Source organism: Nocardiopsis sp. NPDC058631 (assembly GCF_042716955.1).
Taxonomy (GTDB): domain Bacteria; phylum Actinomycetota; class Actinomycetes; order Streptosporangiales; family Streptosporangiaceae; genus Nocardiopsis.
This window is the reverse complement of sequence record NZ_JBHXQY010000128.1, coordinates 1-15,320: the sequence shown is the minus strand read 5'-3', so window position 1 is coordinate 15,320 and position 15,320 is coordinate 1. Positions and strand designations below refer to the sequence as shown.

Sequence of the window (15,320 nt, the reverse complement as noted above, 5' to 3'; positions counted from 1 at the left end):
CGCCGTGCACCCCCTGGACGAGCCACCCCACCGGGCAACGCCTTCGCCCTGAGCGACTCGGCCGTCCCGGCCCGGGACGGCTACCAGCCGCTGATGCCGGCTGGCCTTCGCCTCACATGCGAGAGGTTCCCTCTGGTCAGGGCCCGTCGGAATGTCAAAGGCTCCCAGCACGGACAGGGCCCGTGCTGGGAGTCACCGGAGAGCCCGATCGCTCAGGTGCCCTACGACCTGCGACGTGCATGCGTGTCTACCTGGCTAAACGAGGGCATCAGTCCCGCCCAGGTGGCGGCTTGGGCAGGCCACAGCCAAGAGGTACTGCTTCGGGTCTACGCCAAGTGCATCGACGGCAACGAGGAACGTGACAAGCGCCGTGGAGCGAAGGGTTGTGAGGGTTTCTGACCGTCGCAGCCCACATCGGCGCAGACCTCAGGACACAGAAAGTCATGAGTGACTAGGCTCACAGGCCGACTGGGCTGAAGCTGCCCCCTTGGACCTTGGGCTGCTGAACCCTTCACCACGTATTCGCCACAGCCACCCGTAGGCGACCGCCGCCAGCCGGATACTGCACTCCAGTGCAAAAGAGAACGCCCGGCCTGTTTTTGCAGGTCCGGGCGTTCTCTCCACTGTCTCATGGTGGTGCACTCGGGAGGACTCGAACCCCCAACCTTCTGATCCGTAGTCAGATGCTCTATCCGTTGAGCTACGAGTGCAGGTCTTCAGTTGTGTGTCGCCCGGTTGACCATGTCTCCCTGGCGACGTCTCCGACTCTATCACGGTGCTGGAGTGGCTTTGTGCCGTGTATCCGTGTGACGCGGGCCATGGGCGACACCTCCCGCGTCGTCACTCCACGGGCCCGCCCGTGTGCCGGGGCCGCGCCGCGCGCGGCCCCGGCGCGGGTCAGTCCGAGACCGCCTCCTCGACGGAGGCCGCCCACAGGGACACGGCGGTGTCGACCTGCTCGCCGTTGACGATCAGCGGCGGGATCATCCGCACCACGTTGCCCGCGGGGCCGCAGGTGAGCAGCAGGAGGCCGTTGCGGGCGGCCGCCTGCTGGGCGCTCAGCGCCGTCGCCGCGTCGGGGGAGCCGTCCGGGGCGGTGAACTCGCTGGCGAGCATCAGCCCCCGGCCGCGCACGTCCCCGATCACCGTGTTGGCCTCGGCCACCTTCTTCAGGCCCTGGCGCAGCCGCTCGCCCATGCGCGCGGAGTTCTCCACCAGGCCCTCCTCCTGGATCACGTCCAGGGTGGCCAGGGCGGCGGCGCAGGAGACCGCGTTGCCCCCGTAGGTGCCGCCCTGGGAGCCGGGCCACGCCCTCTCCATGATCTTGGCCGGCGCCGCGATGGCCGACAGCGGGAACCCGCTGGCCAGCCCCTTGGCGGTGATGACGATGTCGGGCCGGATGCCCGAGGGGTCGTGTCCCCAGAACGTGCCGGTGCGTCCGAACCCGGTCTGCACCTCGTCGGCGATTAGCAGGAACCCGTGCCGGTCGGCGCGCTCGCGCAACCCCTGGAGGAACGCGTTGGGCACGGGCACGTAGCCGCCCTCGCCGAGCACGGGCTCGACGAACACCGCCGCCGTGTCCTGCGGGGAGGTCACCGTGGCGAACAGGTAGTCCAGCTCGCGCAGGGCGTAGGCGACCGCGTCGGCCTCCGACAGGCCCAGGCGGTAGGCGTACGGGAAGGGAGCCACCACCACGCCGGGCACCAGCGGGCCGATCCCGGCGCGGATCTTGACCCCGGAGGTGGTCAGGGAGGCGGCGCCCATGGTGCGGCCGTGGAACGACCCCTGGAACACCAGGGCGTTCTGCCGACCGGTCGCCTGGCGGGCCAGTCGCAGTGCCGCCTCCACGGCCTCGCTGCCGGAGTTCACGTAGAACAGCCGGTCCACGCCCTCGGGCAGCACCTCGCCGAGCCGCTCCGTGAGCCGCAGCAGGGGGCGGTGCATCACGGTGGTGTACTGGCCGTGGATGAGGGTCGCCACCTGTTCCTGGGCGGCGGCCACGACCCGGGGGTGGCAGTGCCCGGTGCTGGTCACACCGATGCCCGCGGTGAAGTCGAGATAGCGGCGGTCGTCCTCGTCGTAGATGTAGACACCCTCGCCTCGTGCCGCGACCACCGGGGTCGCCTGCTTGAGTACCGGGGAGAGCTCCGCCATGCGTGGCCTCGATTCCGTGATTCGGATTCCGTAGGATTGTTGACAATCGACACCGCTATGGAAACATCCGTGCAGTGGCGGTGTCCAGTGGGCGCACGTCGGGCAGTTCTGACCACAGGCCCACCGGACCGGGTGGGCCCGTCGACCGGGGAGTAGTGAAGATGTCGGACCGGGAATCACGGGTCGTCGCGCAGGTGGACAAGAGGCTCTTCGTCGGAGGAGAGTGGCGTGACGCGGACGCCGGGGCCACCTTCGAGGTGGAGGACCCCTCGACCCGCAAGGTGCTCTGCGAGGTCGCCGACGCGGGGAAGGAGGACGCCCTCGCCGCACTCGACGCGGCGCACCGGGCCCAGCCCTCGTGGGCGCGGACGGCGCCGAGGCAGCGCAGCGAGATCCTGTACAGGAGCTACCAGCTCCTCATGGAGCGCCAGGAGGACCTCGCCGTCCTGATGACCCTGGAGATGGGCAAGCCGCTGGCCGAGGCCAAGGGGGAGATCGCCTACGCGGCGGAGTTCTTCCGCTGGTTCGCCGAGGAGGCCGTCCGCATCGAGGGCGGGTTCTCCACGTCGCCGGACGGCAAGGCGCGCTTCCTCGTCATGCGGCAGCCGGTCGGCCCGTGCATGCTCATCACACCCTGGAACTTCCCCATGGCGATGGGCACGCGCAAGATCGGGCCCGCCATCGCCGCAGGGTGCACGATGGTCCTCAAGCCGGCCCACCAGACACCCCTGTCCGCCCTCGCCCTCGCGGCCGTCCTGACCGAGGCCGGGCTGCCGGAGGGGGTCCTCAGCGTCCTGCCCACCACGGACCCGGGCGCGGTCACCGAGCCTCTGCTGAGCGACGGGCGCATCCGCAAGCTCTCCTTCACCGGTTCGACCGCCGTGGGCAGGAGGCTGCTGGAGCAGAGCGCCGGCCAGGTCCTGCGCACCTCCATGGAGCTGGGCGGGAACGCGCCCTTCCTGGTGTTCGACGACGCCGACATGGACGCGGCCGTCGAAGGGGCGATGCTCGCCAAGATGCGCAACATCGGTGAGGCCTGCACGGCCGCCAACCGCATCTACGCCCAGTCGGGGATCGCCGAGGAGTTCTCCGAGCGCCTCAGCGCCCGTATGGGCGCGCTGCGCATGGGGCGCGGGCTGGACGACGGCGTGACCGTGGGTCCGCTCATCGACGACAAGGCCCGTGACAAGGTGCAGCGCCTGGTGGACGACGCCGTCGGCCGCGGCGCGCGCGTGCTGGTCGGCGGCGGCCCCGGGGACGGTCCCGGCCACTTCTACCAGCCGACCGTGCTCGCGGACGTCCCCTTCGCCAGCGAGCTGTCCACCACCGAGATCTTCGGGCCGGTGGCCCCGGTGCTCACCTTCGAGACCGAGGAGGAGGCGGTCCGGGCCGCCAACGACACCGAGTTCGGGCTGGTCAGCTACCTCTACACCCGGGACCTCAACAGGGCGCTGCGGGTGAGCGAGGCGTTGGAGACGGGCATGGTCGGCCTCAACCAGGGCGTGGTCTCCAACCCGGCCGCGCCGTTCGGCGGGGTCAAGCACTCCGGCCTGGGCCGCGAGGGCGGCCGGGTCGGCATCGACGAGTTCCTGAACACGAAGTACGTCGGTATCGGCGGTCTGTGACCGGGCGGGGTCCGTGCCCGCGTGGACGGGTACGGACCCCACCCCGGGCCGGGGCCCGCTGGGTCCCGGAGGTCACGGGGCGCCTTCCCGCTCCTCGGGAGCCCGCAGTCCTCCCGCGACCCGGGGACAGCAGCGGGACGCAGGCCCCGTCACAGCTCCTGGGAACCGGCTTCGGGGGCGGTCCCGGGCGAGGCCTCCGGGGCCAGGGCACCGTCCTGGATGCGCTGGACCGTGTCCACCATGTGCGACCTGATCAGCGTGAGCAGCCGCTCCTCGGCGCCGTCGGAGATGGCGTCGAGGATGCGCTGGTGCTCCTCCAGGAGTTCGCCCGGCTCGGGGTAGACGTGCTGCATCACCGTCAGGCACATACGGGTCTCCACCAGCAGGGTCTGCGACATGCGCTCCAGGCGGCTGTTGCCCGCGCAGCTCACCAGGGTCCGGTGGAACGCCTGGTCCGCGTCGCTCATCGCGTTGCGGTCGCCGCTCGCGGCCGCCCGGGCGAGCTGTTCCACGGCCGGGGTGAGGCGGGCGACCGCCTCACCCCGGTTGCCCCGCATGATCAGCTCGCACGCGGTCCGCTCGACCGCCAGCCTGGCCACGTAGACGTCCCTGACGTCGGCCTGGGTGAGCTCCCGCACGAACAGGCCCCTGTGCCGTTCGCTGCGCAGCAGCCCCTCCTGGACGAGTCGTTGCATCGCCTCGCGCAGCGGGCCGCGGCTCACGCCCAGCCGCCCGGCCAGCTCCGCCTCGCCGAGCTGGTCGCCCGGGGCGAGGGAGCCGTACATGATCGCGGACCGCAGCTGGTCGGCGATCAGCTCGGCGGTGGAGCGACGGGGTACGGGGCTGAGTTGGCCAGGGGCGGGCATGGTCCGCCTTCCTCTCGTATTCGGGACACATTTCGCATTCAGGACACATCGGACGTGGTCGGACGACGACGTCGAGGCTAGTGGTCCGGCAGGACGCTCCTGACCGCTGCCGCACCCGACCGGAACAGGGTGCCGGGCCCGCCCGGCCGCACGGTCGCGGCCCCGGCGAGCCGGAGCCCCTCCCACACGCTCACCTGGTTGGCGGTGAGTACGGTCTTGCCGAGGAGCGCCTCCATGGGCTCGATGAGGTGGGCGCTGTGGAGCGCGGTGTCCGGTACCAGGACGGCGTCGGCGCGTGCGTGGTCGTTGGAGATCACGAAGTCCAGGGCGTCGTCCGGGTCCAGGTAGCCGACCTCCGCCGCGGTCGCGATGCCGTGGCTGGCCAGGGAGAGCACCGTCACCCCGGCCTCCGTGAGGAACTCCACGAACCGCTGGGCGACGTCGTCGGGATAGGTGGCGGCGATCGCCACCCTGGAGATCCGCAACTGGCTCAGGGCGTGCACGAAAGCGAAGGAGGTGCTCGACGACGGTGCCCCGACGGCCTGGCGGACCCCCTCGACCTGCTTCCGGGCGCCCTCCCAGCCGTACACGAAGCTTCCGCTGGTGCACGCCCACACCGCAGCGTCCACCCCCGTCACGGCCAGTTCCCGGGCGCCCTCGGCGAGCACCTCGTCGCTGCCGACGTCGAGCAGGGCGTCCACGCGGTGCGCGTCCTCACGCATGAGGGTGTGCACCAGTGGCAGCTCGACGTCTCCGCCGAGGAGCTCCTCGAAGGCCTTGTAGTCGTCCTCGGCGCTGAATCCGGGGTAGAGGAATCCGACGCGGGTCATGGCTCTCCTTCCTGGGTCCGGGCGCGGCCGGGCCGGGTCACGCAGCGCTCGGCGCGGCCACGTCGATCAGGCTCTGCCCGTGGGCCACGGCCTGCCGGTTCGCGGCCTTCATCACCGCCCACATGGTCACCTGGTTGGCGGCGATCACCGGTTTGCCGAGCTCGCGTTCGAGCGGGGCGATGATGTCGTAGGTGAGCACGTTGGTGCAGCTGATGAAGACCGCCTGGGCGTCGGGGCGGTCCACCGCGTGCACCGCCTGGGACACCTCCTCGTAGGTGACCCTCCAGATGTGGCTGAGCAGCCCCAGGCCCACGCTGGAGGTCACGCCGATCTCGTGCTCGGCGAGGTAGGCCAGGAGCCGGTCGGTCACGCTGTCGACGTAGGGCGTCACGACCGCGATCCGGTCGGCGCCGAGCGCGCCGAGGGCCTGGATGAGGGCCCCGGAGGTGGTGACGGCGGCGGGTGCCCCGGCGTCCACCATCGTCCGGTGCAGGCGCCGCTGCCCCTCCGCTCCGTGGACGAAGCTGCCGGAGGCGCACGCGTAACCGATCGCCAGTGGTTCGGGGGCGAGCAGGGCCCTGACGGCCGGGTCGACGTGTTCTTCGCGGGACAGGGCGGCGGCCTGGTCGACCGTCACCGGTACGTGGACGTAGGGCAGCCGTGTGACGTGCAGTGAGACGTCGTCCGGCGTCCAGCGCCACAGTTCGCGGTCGAGCGCGAAGTCGTAGGGCGCGATGACGCCGACCCCCGACTGCCACGGCGTCCGCGTGGTCGCGGCCAGTTCGACGACGCCGTGCTCCGCACCGGTGCCGTTCGTGTGGTTTCCCTCGGTACGCATCGGTCACTCACCTCCCGGGGATGTGTTGTCGTGTCTTCTCGGATGCGCGGATCGTGCCGGGGTACGGGGGCCGCGCGCCCCCCTCTGGCCGCTCAGCGTTCCAGTCGCTCGTACAGGAGCCGTTCGCCGACGCTTCCGGAGCGCCAGACGTCGTTGCAGGCCTCGGCCATGGCGGGCAGGTTCTCGACGACGGTGGCGAACACGTTGCCGGGTACCCAGCCGACGTCGCCGTTGAGCAGCAGGTTGTTGCGCCCGTAGAACAGGGCGAGGTCGATGACGCCCGGCAGGTCACCGATCCCCTTGTCCTCCTTGAAGGCGCGGTCGAGCATGCCGCCGTCGAAGGAGAAGTAGACGAGGTCGCCGGGGATGGGGGTGACGGTGGGGTTCTCCTGGCCGGGCTCGACCTCGGCGAACCTGGGCACCATCGTGTAGACCTCGTTGCGCGCGTACTTGGCGTGCTGGACGGCGTCTCCCTGGGGAAGGGCGTTCCACACGGCCTCGCAGGTGCGCGGCGCGTCCTTGTCGAGGAGCTCGGCCACGCAGGAGACTCCGCGAGCGGGCAGGGTGACGGTCATGTACCTGGGCAAGTGGTCGGCCCTTCGACGTCGGCTCGGCTCGGGGCCTGCCGGACAGCGTGCACAACAGGACTGTTGATTGTCGACAATCTTACGATCAACAAGAGGGATGCGGCAATAGAGGCGTTCGGTGCGTTTGTTGCCGACTGCTGGGATGTGGGGCGAGAGGGGCCGGTATCCGAGGGGGCGGTCGCTTTGTGGATTGTTGACAATCCCATGTCGGCTCCCTAGCGTTTCCCGTGCAGGGCGATCCTCCCCACCGCACACGACCTCTCTGAACAACCGCCGCCGACCGGAGAGCGCACGCCCGTGAACAGTTCCACCCCTTCCGCGCCCCACCGACCGAGACTCCTCGTGCTGCACGGGGACGTCCTGCCGCCCGGGCACGCGCGGCTGGACGACGACCCGCGTCTGGGCGAGGTCGTCTACGCCACCGCCGAGGAACTCCCCGCCAAACTGCCAGGGACACGGGCACTGCTCGTGTGGGACCTGTTCACGGAGGCCCTCGCCTCCGCCTGGCCCAAGGCCGACTCCCTGGAGTGGGTCCACGCCGCCACCACGGGCGTGGACAACCTGATGTTCCCCGGTCTGGTCGACAGCGGAGTCGTGGTCACGAACTCACGCGGAATCTTCGACGAGCCCATCGCCGAGTACGTGCTCGGCCAGGTGATCGCGTTCGCCAAGGACTTCCACCGGACCTGGGACGACCAGCGCGAGCACCGCTGGGAGCACCGTGAGACCGAGCGGGTGTCGGGCAAGCGCGCCCTCGTGGTCGGCACCGGGCCGATCGGCCGCCACATCGCCCGCAAGCTCGCGGCGGTCGGCATGGAGGTGCGCGGCTCAGGCAGCCGCGCCCGCGACGGCGACCCCGACTTCGGCACCGTGGTCGAGTCCAGCCTGGCCGAACGCGGTGCCGACGGCGGTCCGACCCTGCGGGGCGAACTGCCCGGGGCCGACTACGTGGTGGTCGCGGCTCCGCTCACCGACGCCACACGGGGTCTGGTCGACCGGAGGTTCCTGGAGTTGATGAAGCCCACGGCGCGGCTGCTCAACGTGGCCCGCGGCCCCATCGTGGAGGAGTCCGACCTGGCCGTCGCCCTCGACACCGGGGTCATCGCCGGAGCCGCGCTGGACGTGTTCCGGCGCGAGCCCCTCCAGGCGGTCTCCCCCCTCTGGGGCCTGCCCGGGTCGGTCGTCTCGCCGCACATGTCCGGTGACGTCGTCGGCTGGCGCGACGACCTCATGGAGCTGTTCCTGGACAACCTCGACCGGTACCTCGACGGACGCGATCCACTCAACGTCGTCGACAAGAGCCGTGGCTACGTGCCCGGCTGACCTCTGCATGCGGTGTGACTTGGGAGGCTGAAGTGACGATCCGTTCCGACCGGGCCGGGACCGACGACGCGAGAGCGGACGCCGGAGCCCTCGGGGGCGCCACCCCGGTGCCGTCCACCCCGGTGCCGACCTCCGGTGACGGGGGCGCACCGGGCCCGGCCGACCTGTCCGCGGAGCAGCTCCTCGCGGCCTACGCCTCCGGCGAGCTGTCCCCGGTGGAGGCCGTCGAGGCCGTCCTGGAGCGTATCGAGCGGGACAACCCCGCCCTCAACGCGTTCTGCCTCGTCCGGCCGGAGGAGGCGCGCGAGGCGGCCGCCGCCTCCGCCGAGCGGTGGCGGCGGGGCGAACCCCGCGGGGCCCTGGACGGCGTGCCGGCGTCGGTCAAGGACATCCACCTCACCCGGGGGTGGCCCACGCTCAAGGGGTCGGTCACCACCTCCCAGGAGGGGCCGTGGGAGGAGGACTCCCCGGTGGTCGCGCGCCTGCGCGAGAACAACGCGGTGTTCGTCGGCAAGACGACCACCCCCGAACTCGCCTGGAAGGGCGTCACCGACGGCCCGCTCACCGGCGTCACCCGCAACCCGTGGGACCTGTCCACCACCCCTGGCGGCTCCAGCGGCGGGTCGGCCGCCGCCGTCGCGGCGGGGATGGGCCCGCTGGCCACCGGGACCGACGGGGGCGGCTCGATCCGCATCCCGGCGAGCTTCAGCGGCGTCTGCGGTATCAAGCCGACCTGGGGCCTGGTGCCCCACTACCCGGCCAGCCCCTTCGGGTCGCTCGCCCACACCGGGCCGATGGCCCGCACCGTGGGCGACACGGCGCTGATGCTGGAGGTCATGACCGGCTTCGATCCGCGTGACTGGATGGCGATGCCGACCCCGGCGCCGGGTCTGGGCGACGTACGGCGCAGCACCGACGCCGAGGAGCTGGTGCGGGGCGTGAGGATCGCCTACAGCCCCACACTGGGCGGCCTGGAGGTGGACCCCGAGGTGGCGCGGGCGGTCGCCGACGCTGTCGCCGTGTTCGCGTCGCTGGGCGCGCGGGTGGAGGAGGTCGACCCAGGCCTGCCCGAGTCCCGCGACGAGTTCCACGTGCTCTGGTACTCGGGGGCGGCGAAGGCCACGGAGAAGCTCACCGAACGGCAGCGCGACCTCCTCGACCCGGGGCTGCGGGCCATCATCGAGGAGGGGCTGACCTACTCGGCGCAGGACTACCTCACCGCCATGGCGCTGCGCATGGAGATGGGCGCGCGGATGGGGCGCTTCCACACCACCTACGACCTCCTGCTCACCCCGACCACGCCGATCGCGGCGTTCGAGGCGGGCCTGGAGTCGCCGTCACACCTGGCGGGGGAGGGGTGGACGTCCTGGGCGGGGTTCAGCTACCCGTTCAACATGACCCAGCAACCCGCCGCGAGCGTGCCCTGCGGGTTCACGGGGGCAGGGCTCCCGGTGGGGCTCCAGGTGGTCGGACCGCGCCACTCCGACGCCCTGGTGCTGGCCGCCTGCCGCGCGTTCGAGCTCGCCCGGCCCAGGGCTGGGCGGAGGCCGTGATCGCGGGTCCCGGTTCCGGCTCCCCGGGGCCGGAACCGGGACCGCGGCGCCGAATGTGTTGTCACTTCTCCCCGGTCACATCCGCACCAGGTTTGATCAGGTGTTTCGCCCTTCAGAGGGGATGAAATATCCCTTTCCAGGACCTTTGCCCGGGGAGTTCAGTGCCTAAGGGCCCGCGCGCGGGCCCCCTCACGTATTACCGTCTTCCTCGGAGCGGTGTCCGACACGCGGTGGCGCAGGGATGAGGATGAGTCGATGGCGGGCGGTGGAACCGAGGGTGCTCGGAAGCGGATCAGGGTGTTCCTGGTGGACGACCACGAGGTGGTCCGCCGCGGTGTGGCCGCCCTGTTGGAGACCGAGGACGACATGACCGTCGTCGGTGAGGCCGGCACCGCCGAGCAGGCGCTGGCCCGCATCCCGGTGGTGGTGCCCGACGTCGCGGTCCTCGACGTGCGACTGCCCGGCGGGTCGGGCGTGCAGGTGTGCCGGGAGATCCGGTCGGACCACCCCGAGATCGCCTGCCTGATGCTGACGTCCTTCGCCGACGAGGACGCCCTGTACGACGCGGTCATGGCCGGAGCCGCGGGGTACGTCCTGAAGCAGATCCACGGAGCCGACCTGGTGGGCGCCGTGCGAACCGTCGCCTCCGGCGGCTCGCTGCTGGACTCGGGCAGCACCGGCGCGATGCTGGAGCGGTTGCGCGGAGCCCAGGCGGAGCCGGACCCGCTGGCCGAGCTGACCCCGCAGGAGCGGCAGATCCTCGACCTCATCGGCGAGGGCATGACCAACCGGCAGATCGGCGAGCGGCTGTACCTGGCGGAGAAGACCGTCAAGAACTACGTGTCCGCCCTGCTCTCCAAACTCGACCTGAAGCGCCGTACACAGGCCGCGGTCCTCGTCGCCGAACTGCGGATACGCCGCTACTGAGCCGTGTTCGCGCCCCCGCGGTCCCCTCCGGCGCGGGCGGACACGGCCGCGCCCCGGGCGGTCGAAACGCTCAGAACACGTCCGGCGGGGGCACCGCGCCGTCGGGAACCGGAACCCTCCACACCAGCACGGTCCCCCCGGACTCGCCGCGCGCCGCCGTGAACCCGCCGCCCAGGACCCGCGCCCTCTGGTCCAGGTTGCGGAGCCCGCTGCGCCGCCCCTCCGGTGGCAGGCCGACACCGTTGTCCGTCAGCATCAGGGTGAGCGTGTTGGTGCCGCTCGTGCCCGCGGTCTCCTCCACCGCCACCGACACGTGCACCTCCGTGGCGCCCGCGTGCCGTGCCACGTTGGTCAGGCCCTCGCCGAGCACGGCGAGCAGGTGCTCCCCGACCTCGTCCGGGACGGACGCGTCGATCGGCCCGTCCAGGCTCACGCCCGGGTGGCAGCCCAGACTGTGCGCCGTGTTCTCCGCGAGTCTCAGGATGCGTCCGCGCAAGGACGTGTCCCGGCGGCTCGGCGGGTTCTGCAACGCGAAGATCGTCGAACGGATCTCCCGGATGGTGCCGTCCAGTTCGTCTATGGTGCGCCGCACCCTCTCCTCCACCTCGGGGGAGGCGATCAGCCTCATCGTGCTCATCAGCGTCATCGCCGACGCGAACAGGCGCTGGATCACCACGTCGTGCAGGTCCTTGGCGATCCGGTCGCGTTCCTCCAGCACCACCAGGCGCTCGGTGTCCGTCCGCGCCTCGGCGAGTTCGAGGGCCACCCCGGCCTGGACCGAGAACGAGTGCAGCATGCGCCGTATGGTCGCGGTGAACGGGGCCCGGTCGGACAACTTGCCCAGCAGCAGTACACCGCGCGTGTTCCCGGGGGTGCCCAGCGGCACCAGCAGCCCCGGGCCGTAGCCGCGGTGGGTCAGCATCGGACAGTTCGCCTGGCGCAGGTCGGGGATGGCCCTGGCCTCCCCCGACTCGTAGACCGCCCCGCACGCGGAGTCGTGGATCTCGACGGGCGTCCCCAGGATCTCCTGTGCGATGGGCCCGTCCGCGATCTCGGCGAACAGGTGGCCCCGGGCGCGCGGGTCGGGCAGCATCACCACGGCGACGTCGGCCCCGCCGATCTCCCGGGCCTGTGCCGCCAGGTGGGCGAGGACCTCCCCGGTATCGGCCCCTGAGAGCAGGCGCGTGGTGATCTCGGTGGAGGCGGCCAGCCACCGCTCGCGCAGCCGCGCCTCCTCGTACAGACGGGCGTTCTCGATCGCGACCCCGGCCGCCGTGGCCAGGGCGGAGACCATCGCCTCGTCCTCCTCGTCGAACTCCCCGCCGTTGACCTTCTCGGTGAGGTAGAGGTTGCCGAACACCTCGTCCCGTACCTGGATGGGGACGCCCAAAAAGGTCGCCATCTGCGGGTGCCCCTCGGGGAATCCGCCGAAATCGGGGTGGTCGCGCAGGTCCGTGAGGCGCAGCGCGTTGCGCGCGTGCAGAGGGGCCCCCAGGACGCCGCGGCCGTGCGGGAACCGGTTGATCCGCTCGGCCTGCTCCTTGCTGATGCCGACCGGGATGAACTCGCTGAACCCGCCCTCCTCGTCGACCACTCCCAGGCCGGCGTACCGGGCTCCGGCGAGCTGCGCGGCGGCCTCGGTGAGCCTCCGCAGGACGGTGGCCAGGTCCAGGTCCCCGCCGATGGCGAGTACCGCCTGGAGCAGTGAGCGCTCCCGGCCCTGGGCGGACATGCGGGAGTCCGGCGAGTGCACCTCGGTCAACAGGTCGTCCAGGCTTCTGGTGGTCAGGGGGTGGCTCTGGGGGATCTCGGTCATGTGTTCGTCAACCTCCGCAGAGCCGTTCGGACGGTCTCTGTTGGCAATGCGCGCTTTTCCTCGGGTGTTATGTGTGAATTGTCGTTGGTTTTTCCCCGGTTTGCCACATCTGGCTGATCAGAAGCCTGTTCGGGAAGGCGGGAATTCCTGTCGATTGGAGGTTCGGGTCGTGTAATTCATGCTAACGTCGCGATCAGTCGACGCACGAAGGTCTTCCCGACCTCGCGTCCGACGGCCCTGACCGTGCTGCTCCCGGCACTGCTCCCGGCACCGGCCCGCCCTCGCGCGCCGGCCCCGCGTCCCACGGTGGAAGGAACCCCCGGTGACTGGAATCCACGGCTCCACGAGCGCCTCCGGCGCCCGTACCGCCGTGCTCCCCTCCCCGGTCCGGCGCGCGCTGCTGCTCGCCGCCCTCCTCTGCGGGATCATGGTCACCACCTGGATGGCGGCATCCGACACGGCGCGGGCGGACGAGTTCCCCGCGGCCACCACCCTGGTCTACCAGGCCGGGACCACCGCCGGGGCGCACACCGGGGAGTATGTCCCGGTCATGGCCACCGGGCTCCGCGAACCGCTCAGCGGAACCGTCGCCGCCGTCGGGGAGAGCGCCGCAAGGGTGGTGTCCCACACCTCCGACACGGTTGTTCCCGAGACCGCGATCAAGGGGCCGGACCTCACCGGGCAGGTCCGCGACACCGTCCATGAGGTCACCGACCCCGTGGAGCACCACCTTTCCGGGGAGCCCGCGCCGACGCCCGCGGCGGCCGACCGGCGGACCGGTCACGAGGTTGACGGGGACGACGCGACCGAGAACCCGGCCGAGGACACCGGACGCCCGTCGGCGCACGAGGTCCACACACCGGTGCGCCCGTCCTCTCCGGTCTCCCTCGTACCGCACGGCGCCGACCGGAACGACGAGGCACCCTCCGGCTTCGCAGAGCCGGGCACCGCACCGGCTTCCGCTTCCACCGCAGCCACTGCCGCCACCTCCGCCCCGAGCGGGGTGCCCGGTGGCGCCCTCGTCGCGGGGTACCTGCCCGCGCTCGGTGCCCCGGCACCGGCCCCCGGCCTGTTCCAGGCCGCCCGGCACGTCCTGCGCTCGGTGCCCGCCGAGTCCGCCGACGAGCCCACCTTCTCGCCCGACTAGCGGCGCAGCTCCAGTCCGGTCGCCCAGCGACCCTCTTCAGGCACGCCCCTTCCCAGCCCCGGGACGCTCACACGCCATCACGGTGAGTCACGATCCCGGACGTCTCTGGGGGTTGACGTGAGTCACGCTCCTCGACAGCGGGGTTCACGTCAGCCGTTGGCCAGCCAGACCCACGACTGATGACCGGCAGAGCGCCGCACGCCCTCCAGGCGCGACAAACTCCCCGACCGGAAAGCTCCCATCGCACGGCATCCTCCCCCGCACGGGGGTGGAGCCAGGGACAGCGGGACACGACACCCGCCCCGCCGTCCCCGACAGCCACGCAGCACACCTTCGGAAGGACTCACATGTTCGACACCGCCCGCATCACCGCCAAGACCCTGCTGGTTGCCGCCGGCACCGCGAGCTTCGTCGCCCTGGGCGCCGGGATCGCCGGAGCCGACACTCTCGGCGGCATCACGGACGGGCTCCCGCTGGGCGACCTCGGCAGCCAGGTGCCCTCGCAGCTGACCGAGGGCGTCTCGACCCCCCTGGGTGACCTGGTGAAGGTCGACCCCGGCCAGATCTCCGCCCAGCCCGACGTCCGGCACCAGTCCGGTCCGGTGGAGACGGTCGGGCACGTTGTCGGTGACGGGGTCTCGGCCCCCGTCGAGACCGGCGAGGAGAACGCCGCGAACGTCGGCCCGCTCGACCTGGGCACGGCCGGCGAGGCCCTGCCGCTGGGCCAGGGGTCCGACCCGGTGTCCGATGTGCTCGGAGGGCTGGGACTCCTGGAGGGTCTGGGCCTGGGCGGTGGCACCCTGCCGCTGAGCCACGGCGCAGACCCGGTGTCCGGTGCGGTCGGGGGCCTCGGCCTGTTGGAGAGTCTGGGTCTGGGCCTGGGCGGCGGCACCCTGCCGCTGAGCCACGACGCTTCGCCCGTCCGGGGCCACGCGGAGACGGCCGTCGCCGCCGTCAGCGAGGTCGGATCGACCGCCGAGCAGGGCGTCCACGAGGTCAGCAACAGCCTGAACAGCCTCGACGCGCCCCTGCCGGCCCGGGGGGAGACCCTCCCCCTGGCCGCCGCCGACACCCCGGTCGGCCCTCTCAACAGTGAGAACACCGACCTGACCGGTGGAGCCGGAACCCTGGTCTCCGAGCTGGTCCTGTCCGACGACGTGCTGCCCATGGCCGGGGGCGTGCTGGACGGGGCCCCCGTCAGCCTTCCGTCCGACGAGTTGGACCTGTCCGGTGCCACGGAGATCGTCGGATCCACCCTGCCGCAGTCCGCCCCCGCCGCGGGGGACCTGGGCCTGCCCGAGCTGCCCGCCCCCGGTGACGTGCTGCCGCTGGCCGCCCCCGAGACGACCGCCGCCGTGACCGACCTGGTCGGCCAGGACGCGCTGCTCGGCCAGGACGCGCTGGGCAACGACCTGGTCGGGGTCCGGGGCCTGCCCGCGGTGGGCGAGCCGACCGTCGACACCGGTCAGGTGACCGGCCTGCTGCCCTCCGGCACCGTCTGACCTCTCCTGGAACGTGCGCCCGCCGGTCGTGGCGGGCGCACCGGGCCTCGGGCGGTGTGCGGTCCCAGCTCAAGGAGCAGCGAGCCGAGATCGTCGAACTGCGCCGCAAGGTGCACACCGAGCGGCAGCGGGCCAAGGGCGCCTCCGCCGAG

Annotated in this window: 12 protein-coding genes and 1 tRNA gene; 6 read left to right on the top strand and 7 right to left on the bottom strand. The window is 71.6% G+C overall.

Annotated features, from left to right (window positions below):
* Positions 1-634: 634 nt before the first annotated feature.
* Together ACFWTE_RS27490 and ACFWTE_RS27485 are read right to left on the bottom strand one after the other, a co-directional pair.
* Positions 635-710 (bottom strand) — tRNA-Arg (locus ACFWTE_RS27490).
* 187 nt (positions 711-897) lie between these two features.
* A complete protein-coding gene (locus ACFWTE_RS27485) occupies positions 898-2,154 on the bottom strand; it encodes an aspartate aminotransferase family protein (RefSeq protein ID WP_378782816.1) in 1,257 nt (418 codons plus the stop codon).
* Positions 2,155-2,315: 161 nt separating this feature from the next.
* On the opposite strand from ACFWTE_RS27485, the gene ACFWTE_RS27480 reads away from it, so the two are divergent.
* Positions 2,316-3,779, top strand: a complete 1,464-nt coding sequence (locus tag ACFWTE_RS27480) for an NAD-dependent succinate-semialdehyde dehydrogenase (RefSeq protein ID WP_378782815.1) — start codon at positions 2,316-2,318, stop codon at positions 3,777-3,779.
* A 149-nt stretch (positions 3,780-3,928) separates the two neighbouring features.
* Here the strand turns inward: ACFWTE_RS27480 and ACFWTE_RS27475 are convergent, their stop codons facing one another.
* From ACFWTE_RS27475 to ACFWTE_RS27460, 4 genes are all read right to left on the bottom strand, one after another.
* The gene (locus tag ACFWTE_RS27475) at positions 3,929-4,645 is read right to left on the bottom strand and encodes a GntR family transcriptional regulator (RefSeq protein WP_378782814.1); all 717 of its coding nucleotides are present in this window, start codon (positions 4,643-4,645) and stop codon (positions 3,929-3,931) included.
* Positions 4,646-4,722: 77 nt separating this feature from the next.
* Complete coding sequence (locus tag ACFWTE_RS27470; RefSeq protein ID WP_378782813.1) at positions 4,723-5,475, bottom strand: maleate cis-trans isomerase; 753 nt, start codon at positions 5,473-5,475, stop codon at positions 4,723-4,725.
* A 37-nt stretch (positions 5,476-5,512) separates the two neighbouring features.
* Positions 5,513-6,313 (bottom strand): Asp/Glu racemase, encoded by an 801-nt coding sequence (locus ACFWTE_RS27465; RefSeq protein ID WP_378782812.1) that lies wholly within the window; start codon positions 6,311-6,313, stop codon positions 5,513-5,515.
* A 92-nt stretch (positions 6,314-6,405) separates the two neighbouring features.
* Positions 6,406-6,888, bottom strand: a complete 483-nt coding sequence (locus ACFWTE_RS27460) for a DUF3830 family protein (protein ID WP_378782817.1) — start codon at positions 6,886-6,888, stop codon at positions 6,406-6,408.
* A 309-nt stretch (positions 6,889-7,197) separates the two neighbouring features.
* Between ACFWTE_RS27460 and ACFWTE_RS27455 the strand changes: the two genes are divergently transcribed.
* The 3 genes from ACFWTE_RS27455 (at position 7,198) to ACFWTE_RS27445 (ending at position 10,703) form a co-directional block, all read left to right on the top strand.
* Complete coding sequence (locus ACFWTE_RS27455; protein WP_378782811.1) at positions 7,198-8,223, top strand: D-2-hydroxyacid dehydrogenase; 1,026 nt, start codon at positions 7,198-7,200, stop codon at positions 8,221-8,223.
* A gap of 32 nt (positions 8,224-8,255) precedes the next feature.
* Positions 8,256-9,776, top strand: a complete 1,521-nt coding sequence (locus ACFWTE_RS27450) for an amidase (protein WP_378782810.1) — start codon at positions 8,256-8,258, stop codon at positions 9,774-9,776.
* A 255-nt stretch (positions 9,777-10,031) separates the two neighbouring features.
* Positions 10,032-10,703, top strand: a complete 672-nt coding sequence (locus ACFWTE_RS27445) for a response regulator (RefSeq protein ID WP_378782809.1) — start codon at positions 10,032-10,034, stop codon at positions 10,701-10,703.
* A 70-nt stretch (positions 10,704-10,773) separates the two neighbouring features.
* Here ACFWTE_RS27445 and ACFWTE_RS27440 read toward each other — a convergent pair whose 3' ends face one another.
* Positions 10,774-12,519 carry a GAF domain-containing protein gene (locus tag ACFWTE_RS27440; RefSeq protein ID WP_378782808.1) on the bottom strand — a complete coding sequence of 582 codons (1,746 nt, stop codon included), beginning with the start codon at positions 12,517-12,519 and terminating at the stop codon, positions 10,774-10,776.
* Positions 12,520-12,841: 322 nt separating this feature from the next.
* Between ACFWTE_RS27440 and ACFWTE_RS27435 the strand changes: the two genes are divergently transcribed.
* Together ACFWTE_RS27435 and ACFWTE_RS27430 are read left to right on the top strand one after the other, a co-directional pair.
* The gene (locus ACFWTE_RS27435) at positions 12,842-13,666 is read left to right on the top strand and encodes a hypothetical protein (protein ID WP_378782807.1); all 825 of its coding nucleotides are present in this window, start codon (positions 12,842-12,844) and stop codon (positions 13,664-13,666) included.
* Between the two features lie 347 nt (positions 13,667-14,013).
* Positions 14,014-15,168, top strand: a complete 1,155-nt coding sequence (locus tag ACFWTE_RS27430; protein WP_378782806.1) for a hypothetical protein — start codon at positions 14,014-14,016, stop codon at positions 15,166-15,168.
* The last annotated feature ends 152 nt before the right edge of the window (positions 15,169-15,320 follow it).

Excerpts from the sequence above, each read along its gene's own strand:
- ACFWTE_RS27485 (WP_378782816.1), bottom strand. The coding sequence starts at position 2,154 with ATGGCGGAGCTCTCCCCGGTACTCAAGCAGGCGACCCCGGTGGTCGCG.
- ACFWTE_RS27480 (WP_378782815.1), top strand. The coding sequence starts at position 2,316 with ATGTCGGACCGGGAATCACGGGTCGTCGCGCAGGTGGACAAGAGGCTC.
- ACFWTE_RS27475 (WP_378782814.1), bottom strand. The coding sequence starts at position 4,645 with ATGCCCGCCCCTGGCCAACTCAGCCCCGTACCCCGTCGCTCCACCGCC.
- ACFWTE_RS27470 (WP_378782813.1), bottom strand. The coding sequence starts at position 5,475 with ATGACCCGCGTCGGATTCCTCTACCCCGGATTCAGCGCCGAGGACGAC.
- ACFWTE_RS27465 (WP_378782812.1), bottom strand. The coding sequence starts at position 6,313 with ATGCGTACCGAGGGAAACCACACGAACGGCACCGGTGCGGAGCACGGC.
- ACFWTE_RS27460 (WP_378782817.1), bottom strand. The coding sequence starts at position 6,888 with ATGACCGTCACCCTGCCCGCTCGCGGAGTCTCCTGCGTGGCCGAGCTC.
- ACFWTE_RS27445 (WP_378782809.1), top strand. The coding sequence starts at position 10,032 with ATGGCGGGCGGTGGAACCGAGGGTGCTCGGAAGCGGATCAGGGTGTTC.
- ACFWTE_RS27440 (WP_378782808.1), bottom strand. The coding sequence starts at position 12,519 with ATGACCGAGATCCCCCAGAGCCACCCCCTGACCACCAGAAGCCTGGAC.
- ACFWTE_RS27430 (WP_378782806.1), top strand. The coding sequence starts at position 14,014 with ATGTTCGACACCGCCCGCATCACCGCCAAGACCCTGCTGGTTGCCGCC.